Source organism: Tabrizicola thermarum, assembly GCF_003574395.1.
Classification (GTDB): Bacteria; Pseudomonadota; Alphaproteobacteria; order Rhodobacterales; family Rhodobacteraceae; genus Tabrizicola; species Tabrizicola thermarum.
Genome location: NZ_QMJY01000061.1, coordinates 1 through 8,271, shown reverse-complemented (window position 1 = coordinate 8,271; position 8,271 = coordinate 1). Strand labels below are relative to the sequence as shown.

At 68.0% G+C, this 8,271-nt stretch carries 9 protein-coding genes; 4 read left to right on the top strand and 5 right to left on the bottom strand.

The features are described 5' to 3' along the window. Positions 1 to 125: 125 nt before the first annotated feature. From D5084_RS09300 to D5084_RS09285, 4 genes are all read right to left on the bottom strand, one after another. Positions 126 to 1,160, bottom strand: coding sequence for a HesA/MoeB/ThiF family protein (locus D5084_RS09300; protein WP_128515223.1), 1,035 nt, complete (start codon positions 1,158 to 1,160; stop codon positions 126 to 128). Next, on the bottom strand, positions 1,157 to 1,627 hold the full coding sequence (dut, locus tag D5084_RS09295) for a dUTP diphosphatase (RefSeq protein WP_128515222.1): 471 nt from the start codon (positions 1,625 to 1,627) through the stop codon (positions 1,157 to 1,159). The genes D5084_RS09300 and dut overlap by 4 nt, the downstream gene beginning before the upstream one ends. 55 nt (positions 1,628 to 1,682) lie before the next feature. Then, complete coding sequence (gene coaBC / locus D5084_RS09290) at positions 1,683 to 2,879, bottom strand: bifunctional phosphopantothenoylcysteine decarboxylase/phosphopantothenate--cysteine ligase CoaBC (protein ID WP_128515224.1); 1,197 nt, start codon at positions 2,877 to 2,879, stop codon at positions 1,683 to 1,685. 207 nt (positions 2,880 to 3,086) lie between these two features. After that, positions 3,087 to 3,962, bottom strand: coding sequence for an RNA polymerase factor sigma-32 (locus D5084_RS09285; RefSeq protein ID WP_128515221.1), 876 nt, complete (start codon positions 3,960 to 3,962; stop codon positions 3,087 to 3,089). 64 nt (positions 3,963 to 4,026) lie between these two features. Here D5084_RS09285 and cobU point away from each other — a divergent pair, with 64 nt between their 5' ends. The 4 genes from cobU to D5084_RS09265 all read left to right on the top strand — a co-directional run bounded on the left by cobU (position 4,027) and on the right by D5084_RS09265 (position 7,721). Next, positions 4,027 to 4,557, top strand: coding sequence for a bifunctional adenosylcobinamide kinase/adenosylcobinamide-phosphate guanylyltransferase (gene cobU, locus D5084_RS09280; RefSeq protein ID WP_128515220.1), 531 nt, complete (start codon positions 4,027 to 4,029; stop codon positions 4,555 to 4,557). Next, the gene (locus D5084_RS09275; protein WP_128515219.1) at positions 4,554 to 5,117 is read left to right on the top strand and encodes a histidine phosphatase family protein; all 564 of its coding nucleotides are present in this window, start codon (positions 4,554 to 4,556) and stop codon (positions 5,115 to 5,117) included. Before cobU ends, D5084_RS09275 begins: the two co-directional genes overlap by 4 nt. Before the next feature lie 73 nt (positions 5,118 to 5,190). Then, entirely contained in the window at positions 5,191 to 6,078 is an 888-nt protein-coding gene (locus D5084_RS09270; protein ID WP_128515218.1) for a glutathione S-transferase, read from the top strand. Positions 6,079 to 6,203: 125 nt separating this feature from the next. Then, complete coding sequence (locus D5084_RS09265) at positions 6,204 to 7,721, top strand: YifB family Mg chelatase-like AAA ATPase (RefSeq protein ID WP_128515217.1); 1,518 nt, start codon at positions 6,204 to 6,206, stop codon at positions 7,719 to 7,721. A gap of 366 nt (positions 7,722 to 8,087) precedes the next feature. Here the strand turns inward: D5084_RS09265 and D5084_RS18735 are convergent. After that, the coding region (locus tag D5084_RS18735; protein WP_238382591.1) for a hypothetical protein at positions 8,088 to 8,271 on the bottom strand (184 nt) is incomplete at its 5' end.

Here is an 8,271-nt window from a genome sequence, read left to right as displayed (position 1 = left end):
CGCCGAGGAACTCGAAAAAACAACAACAACCGTTGCACTTGGAACTTGAGTTAACCCAAAGTAAACGCCCATAGCCAACCCATTGATTTCAAAAGCCCCGAAAACCGCACCACGCGCGGCGCCCCTCAATGCGCCCCCCCACAGACCTCGCAATCCGCCCGCTTCTTCACCCCGATCACCCGGGTCTCCATATACAGCGCATCGTGGATCATCAGCCGCCCCGCCAGGGTCTCTCCGGCCCCCGTGACCCACTTCACCGCCTCCATCGCCATCATCGACCCGATCACTCCCGGCAGGGGGGCCGCCACCCCCGCCTCGGCACAGGTCGGCACCAGCCCCGGCGCGGGGCGAACCGGGAAGACGCAGGCATAGCAGGGACCGCCCTTCGCCGGATCGAACAGGCTGATCTGCCCCTCCCACTGGGTGATCGCCCCGGAAATCAACGGCACCCCGGCAGCCACGCAGGCCCGGTTCACCAGATAGCGGGTGTCGAAATCGTCCGTCCCGTCCAGCACCAGATCGTAGTCGCGGACCAGATCGACCGCGATTTCCTCGGTCAGCTTGCGATGATAGGGCCGCACCTCGATGAACGGGTTCAGGGCGCGCATGGCGACCTCGGCCGAGAAGACCTTCGGCATCCCGATCCGCCCGTCGGTGTGGATCACCTGCCGCTGCAGGTTCGACCCTTCCACGACGTCATGGTCGATCACCCCGATGGTCCCCACCCCCGCCGCCGCCAGATACAGCAGGACCGGAGACCCCAGGCCCCCCGCCCCCACCACAAGAACCTTCGCCGCCTTCAGCCGCTTCTGCCCCGGCCCGCCGATCTCGCGCAGGATGATGTGGCGGGCATAGCGGTCCAGTTCGGCCTCGCGGAACGTCCCCGTCGCAGGAGCAGCCTCCGGCTCGGTCCCCTTCCGACGGCGAACCATGCGAAGCACCTCGCGGTACCCCAGCGCGACCGCAGCAAGCAGCCCGAACACCGTCCAGCCCCGGAAGTCGCCGCCCAGGACCCGGGACAGGGGGTTTTCCACCTGCATCGGCAGATGGACAAGCATCAGCAGGCCCCACCACCCCGCCGCCAGCCACAGCCACTGCGCCCCCCAGCCGCGCCAGCGGCCCAGCGCCCAAAGCCCGGCAAAGCCCAGAAGCCCGATCATCCGCGCAAGCCCGTGGAGCCGAACCCGCCCGTCCCCCGCGCGGTGTCGTCCAGCGCCTCCACGATCGCAAAGCCCGCCTGCACCACGGGGGCCACGACAACCTGCGCCACCCGGTCGCCGTGGCGGATCGTGTAGGGCTCGGTTCCCAGATTGACCAGCGACACCCCCAACGGCCCCCGATAGTCGCTGTCGATCGTTCCTGGCGTATTCGGCAGCGTGATCCCGTGCCTGGAGGCCAGGCCCGACCGCGGCCGCACCTGCATCTCATACCCCTCCGGCACCGCCACCCGAAGGCCCGTGGGACAGATCGCGCGCTGCATCGGGGCCAGCGTCAGACCCGCCTCTCGCGCATCCGGCGGAAAGTTCGCACAGAGGTCCGCCCCAGCCGCCCCCGCCGTCTGATAGGCGGGCAAGGGCAGGCTCCGGTCGGCCCAGTCTTCCCAAAGCACCTGCACAACAGGACCCATTGCCGAACCTTTCATCTGTCCCAAAATATCCCCACCGGAGGCTCCGCGCTCTCGATCAGCGCAACGCCTCGGCAATCCGCGCCGCCAGCTTCCGTGCGACTTCATCCTTGCCCATCCGGGGCCAGACTTCGGCCCCGGCTTCCGAGATCAGCGTGACCGCGTTCTCGGCCCCGCCCATGATCCCCGTCGCGGGCGACACGTCGTTCGCCAGGATCCAGTCGCAGCCCTTGCGCGCCCGCTTGGCCGTGGCATGGGCGACCACATCCGTTGTTTCCGCCGCGAACCCTACCACCAGCCGGGGCCGTTTCGGACCCTTCGCCACCAAAGCCAGGATGTCCGGGTTCTCGGCAAACTCCAGCGCCGGGGCGCGGCCCGACCCATCCTTCTTCAGCTTCTGCGCGCTGGCATTGGCCACCCGCCAGTCCGCCACCGCCGCCGCCATCACCGCCGCATCGGCCGGCAAGGCAGCCTCGACCGCCGCCGCCATTTCCTGCGCGGTTTCCACGGCCACGACCGTCACGCCCGAGGGTGGAGGCACTGACGCAGGCCCCGTCACGAAAGTCACCCTTGCGCCAAGGGCCCGAAGAGCCGCCGCAATCGCCGTCCCCTGCGCGCCCGAGGAGCGGTTGGCGATATATCGCACCGGATCAATGGGTTCGTGCGTCGGCCCCGAGGTCACGATCACATGCCTGCCCGAAAGCGGCCCCCCGCCCAGCGCGCCTTCGACTGCCGCGACGATCTCCAGCGGTTCGGCCATCCGGCCCTCGCCCGCCTCGCCGCTTTCGGCCATCTCGCCCCGGTTCGGGCCGACAAAGCGAATGCCATCCGCCTGAAGCTGCGCATGATTGCGCCGGGTCGCCGGATGCGCCCACATCGCGGGGTTCATTGCCGGGGCCATCAGCACGGGCTTGTCCGCCGCCAGGAGCACTGCCGTTGCCAGGTCCCCCGCCAATCCATGAGCCGCCTTGGCCATCAGGTCTGCCGTGGCCGGTGCGACCACGATCAGGTCCGCGTCGCGCGACAGGCGGATATGGCCGACATCCTGTTCGTCCTGCCGGTCGAAGAGGTCGGTGAACACATGATCCGCCGTCAGCGCCCCGACCGACAGGGGCGTGATGAACTGCTGCGCGGCTCCGGTCATCACCGCGCGGACCTGGGCGCCACGCTCGCGCAGGCGACGGATCAGGTCCAGCGCCTTGTAGGCCGCGATCCCGCCGCCGATGATCAGAAGAATGCGCTTGTCCGCCAGCATCGGCAGATCCCCCGTGGCCTGCCCCAAGGTGTAGGGGCGGCGCGGGGCAAACTCAACACCCGCGCCGCGCATCCCTGACGGCCAGCGTCACCCGGAGGTGCCCGCGCAAGGCGTGCCCTGAGCAGGGTCGATTTCTTTACACGCCACCAAGAGCCAGCAGACTTGCGCACAAGCGGTCAATTCAGCAGCAGCCCCAGCCCGCGCAGGTCACAGGAAATGCCGCACCTCGCGCGACTGGCCTTCCAGGCTCTTGCGCATCTTGGCGAAGGCCGCCGCCTCCAGTTGGCGGACACGCTCCTTCGACAGGCCCAGCTCCTCGCCAAGGGATTCCAGCGTCCGGCCCTCATCCTTCAGCTTGCGTTCGGTCACGATATAGCGTTCCCGCGCGTTCAGCCCCTGCATCGCCGTGACCAGCCAGCCCCGGAGGCGCGCGCCGTCATGGGCATCCTCGATCACCTCGGCGGCCTGCACGCCGTCATCTTCCAGCGCATCGATCCATTCGCGCCCGTCTTCATCCGACGACTGAGTGGCGTTCAGCGAATAATCCGACCCGGAAAGCCGTCCCTCCATCATCTCGACATCCGCCACCGGCACCCCGATGTCCGCCGCGACCATCTGTCGCAACTGGTGCTGGTCCAGCGTCTCGCCCCGCTGCGAGGCCTCGCGTTCCAGCTTGGCCTGCACCCGGCGCAGGTTGAAGAACAGCGCCTTCTGGCTGGAGGTGGACCCGGTGCGCACCATCGACCAGTTGCGCATCACATAGTCCTGGATCGAGGCCTTGATCCACCAGACCGCATAGGTGGAAAAGCGCACGCCCCGGTCCGGGTCGAACTTGTCGGCTGCCTTCATCAGGCCGAGGCTCGCCTCCTGGATCAGATCGTTCATCGGCGCGCCATAGCGGCGGAACTTCGCCGCCATCGAAATCGCCAGTCGCATGTAGGCGGTAATCAACCGGTGCAGCGCGCGTTCGTCGCGCTGGTCGCGCCAGGCCCGGGCCAGCCGGATTTCCGTTTCGGCATCCAGCAGCTCGGCCTTCATCGCTTGGCGCGACATCCTGAGATCGGTATATCCATCAAGTGCCATAGCAACCTCCGCATCCTGCCGTGGCGCAATCGCCTGTTGTTTATCCCTTCTACGGAGCCCGCCTTTGACCGGATCACTTCCGCCCGTCACGCTTGTCATCGGCGGCGCCCGGTCGGGGAAATCCCGCTTTGCCGAGGCTCTGGTCACCGCCTCGGGTCTTCGCCGCCGCTATATCGCCACGGCCGAAGCCTGGGATGACGAGATGCGCGACCGGATCGCGCGACACCGGGCCGAGCGGGGCGCCGGCTGGACGACCGACGAGGCCCCTCTCGACCTTGCAACCCCCCTCGCGGCGGCGCGGGCCGAAGAGGCGGTGCTGATCGATTGCGCCACGCTCTGGCTGACGAACCACCTGCTCGCCGACCATGACCTTGCCGCCGAGACTGCGCGCCTTCTGAACGCCCTTGCGGCCTGCCCGGCCCCCGTCGTCATCGTATCCAACGAAACCGGCTGGGGAATCGTTCCCGAAAACGCACTGGCCCGACGGTTTCGGGATGAACAGGGGCGGCTGAACCAGCGGTTGGCCGAGGTCGCCGGGCTGGTCGTGACGGTCATCGCCGGTCTGCCGCTGGTCCTGAAAGGCAGCCTGCCGTGACGCGGTTCTGGTTCGTGCGGCATGGTCCGACCCACACCAGGGCCTTCGCCGGGTGGCGCGACATCCCCGCCGATCTGACCGATACGGCAGCTCTCGCGCGATTGGACGCCCATCTGCCCGCGCAGGCGCCGGTGATCTCGTCCGACCTGTGCCGGGCCACGGCAACCGCCGATGCCATCTGCAAGACCCGCCCCCGCCTGCCGCATGACCCCGACCTGCGCGAGTTCAACTTCGGCGACTGGGAGGGCCTGCATTTCGACGAGGTGTCCCGGCGCTGGCCCGATCTCAGCCGCCGCTACTGGGAAGAGCCCGGCCAGATCGCGCCGCCCGGGGGCGAAAGCTGGCATGCCGCCGCCGATCGGGTCGAACGCGCCCTCGGCCGCCTGCCGCCGCTGCCCGACATCATCGTGGTCGCGCATTTCGGCGTCATCCTCACCCAGTATCAGCGCGCCGCCGGGCTGACCCCGTATCAGGCGCTGGCCCAGACCATTGCCAACCTGTCGGTCACCTGTCTGACCTTTGCTCCGCCCGGGGTTCTGTCGGTCAATCGCTGTCCGTGATGGCCGACGCCACAAATCTGCGTTTCCCTTCCGCCTCTGCCGTGGGTCAAATGCCGGCGAAAGGACAACATACATGACCTATGACCTTCCCCCGTACGACCTCGTGATCGGCGACCGTGCCTATTCCAGCTGGTCCCTGCGCGGCTGGCTTCTGTTCGACGCGTTCGGCATCCCGGTGCGGACACACTCGGCCCGGCTTTATACCGACGAGCTGCCGACACTGCTGAAGGATTACTTTCCCGCGCGGACCGCGCCGACGATGCGCACGCCCGACGGCGCGGTCGTGCCCGAGACCATCGCCATTGCCGAGGAACTGGCGACCCGCCACCCCGACGCCGGACTCTGGCCCTCCGATCCCCACGCCCGCGCGACCGCCCGCGTCCTTGCCGCCGAAATGCACGCGGGCTTCTCTGCGCTTCGCAGTCATTGCCCGATGAACCTGCGTGTCAGCTACACCGACTGCAAGCCGCCCGAGGCAGTCCTTTCCGACCTCCGCCGCCTGGAAACCCTCTGGTCCTGGGCGCGGCAGACGACCGGCTCCACGACCCCCTGGCTCTGCGGTGCCTATTCCGCGGCCGACGCCTTCTTCGCCCCGGTCGCCAGCCGTATCGCCACCTACAACCTGCCGGTCGGACCCGAGGCGATGCTCTACGTCAACGCCCATCTGTCGCATCCCGGCTTCCGCCGCTGGCGCGCGATGGGCCTGATCGACGGCGCGGATCAGGACTTCTACCGCCGCGACTACCCCCGCCGCGACTGGCCCGGCCCGGTGCCGCTGCCCGCGAGGAGGGTGGACTGCGCCGACACCGTGAACAGCGCCTGCCCCTATTCCGGCAAGCCCGTCACCCATGCGCTGGAAATCTATGGCCGCCGCTTCGGCTTCTGCAACGCCTTCTGCCGCGACAAGACCCTCGCCGACGCCGAGGCCTGGCCGAAGTTCATGGCGCTTTACCACTCGTAAACCATTTCGCCCTACCCGTTAACCAAGGTGAATCGGGTGGGGCGCATGGCGCGGTGCGGAACGTGGCGGCGGGGTCCGGGTCTTGGGGCAGGGCTTGACCGGTCAGAAGGCTGGGGACCGAAAGGATGACGGCCCGGGCCTTCACTGTCGCCTTCGAGGGGGTCGAGGCCCGCCTGGTCGAGGTGCAATGTGCCGTCTCTCCCGGCTCGCCCTCCTTCACTCTGGTGGGTCTGCCCGACAAGGCGGTGACCGAGGCCAAGGAAAGGGTCCGCGCGGCCCTTCAGGCGCTGTCGATTGCGCTGCCGGCCAAGCGGATCACGGTGAACCTGTCGCCCGCCGACCTGCCCAAGGAAGGCTCGCATTTCGACCTGCCCATCGCGGTCGCCCTCCTCGCCGCGCTCGAGATCATCCCGCGCGAAGACATCGAGGGCACCGTGGCTCTTGGCGAGCTGTCCCTCGACGGCCGTCTGATCGCCGTCGCCGGGGCCTTGCCTGCTGCCATGGCGGCCGCGGTCGAGGACCGCGCGCTGCTCTGCCCCAAGGCCTGCGGGGCCGAGGCCGCCTGGGTCGGTGCCACCACTGTCCTTGCCGCGTCCTCTCTGGAAGAGGTGCTGCACCACTACACCGGCCGCACCCCCCTGCTTCCCGCCGAAGCGGGAGAAGTCGTCCGCACCGCTACCCCGCGCGACTTCCGCGAGGTGAAGGGCCAGGAACGCGCCAAGCGCGCGCTGGAAATCGCCGCCGCGGGGCGGCACCACCTGTTCATGGTCGGCACGCCGGGCAGCGGCAAGTCGATGCTGGCCGCCCGCCTGCCCGGCATCCTGCCGCCGCTGTCCGCCCCCGAGGCGCTGGAGACCTCGATGATCCACTCGCTGGCCGGACTTCTGACCGAGGGCGGCATCTCGCGCGACCGGCCGTTCCGCGAGCCGCACCACACCGCCTCGATGGCGGCCATCGTCGGCGGGGGGCGGGGGGCGAAGCCGGGCGAGATCAGCCTGGCCCACAACGGGGTGCTGTTCCTGGACGAGTTCCCCGAGTTTCCCCGGACCGTGCTCGACACCCTCCGCCAGCCGATCGAGACCGGGACGGTGATGGTCGCCCGGGCCAACGCCCATGTCCGCTATCCCTGCCGGTTCCTGCTGGTCGCCGCCGCCAACCCCTGCAAGTGCGGCTACCTGTCCGATCCGTCGCGGGCCTGCGGTCGGGCGCCGATCTGCGGGGAGGACTATCTGGGCCGGATCTCGGGGCCGCTGATCGACCGGTTCGACCTGCGGGTCGAGGTGCCGCCGGTGGCCTTCGCCGACCTCGACCTGCCCTCGACCGGGGAAAGCTCGGCCAGCATCGCCACCCGGGTCGCGGCAGCGCGGGAGCGGCAGGCGGCGCGGTTCTCTGGGTCGGCCAGCCTGCGGGTGAACGCGGACCTGGAGGGGGCGAGCCTGGAGGAGCATGCGGGGCCGGACAGCGAGGGGAAGGAGCTGATCGGGCGGGTCGCGGAGAGGATGGGCCTGTCGGCGCGCGGGTATCACCGGATCCTGCGGGTGGCGCGGACGATTGCCGACCTGGAGGGGAGCGAGCGGGTCCGGCGGCCCCACATCGCGGAGGCGATCAGCTTTCGGCTGGCCTCGGCGGTGGGGGGTCTGTGAGGGGCGGTGCCGGGGGGTCCGGTGGGGGCCGAAAGGGACTCCCCCGTGGTGCGCCGCGCGCGGCGCGAATCCCAAGGTGTTGATTTTATTGGGGGATTTCTGTGGGCGTTAGGGGTTTGTTAAGGGGTTTGGGGGTGATGAGAACCTCAGATACGGTAAGTTCGGTTCTTGCAGGAGGCCGAGCCGATCTATTCTTGAGCAGACCGCATGCAACAGATAATGCTTGACTTTTAGGAAATCAGAAGGCCGCCGAGACGGAAGGCACTTGACCAGCTAGCAGAAAGCGCTATGTTCACCTTTGTTCATCTGCCCATGGCAGAAGGAGCTCGAAAGCCATCTAGCCTCATGGTTGGGCGGCTTTTGCTTTTAGAACGGCTGTCCATTTTGTCGCCGTTTGATCAAATCGCGCTCTGTCCATTTTTTGTCTACAAGGAACGCCGTTACAAGAACCATAACAGTGCGTTTTTCGGCTAGGGTCAGGACTCGTTCTTGTTTCATAGCCAGAACATGACGGTTGCGGCGAGGGCGACGGCGGAGAGGAAGGTCTTGG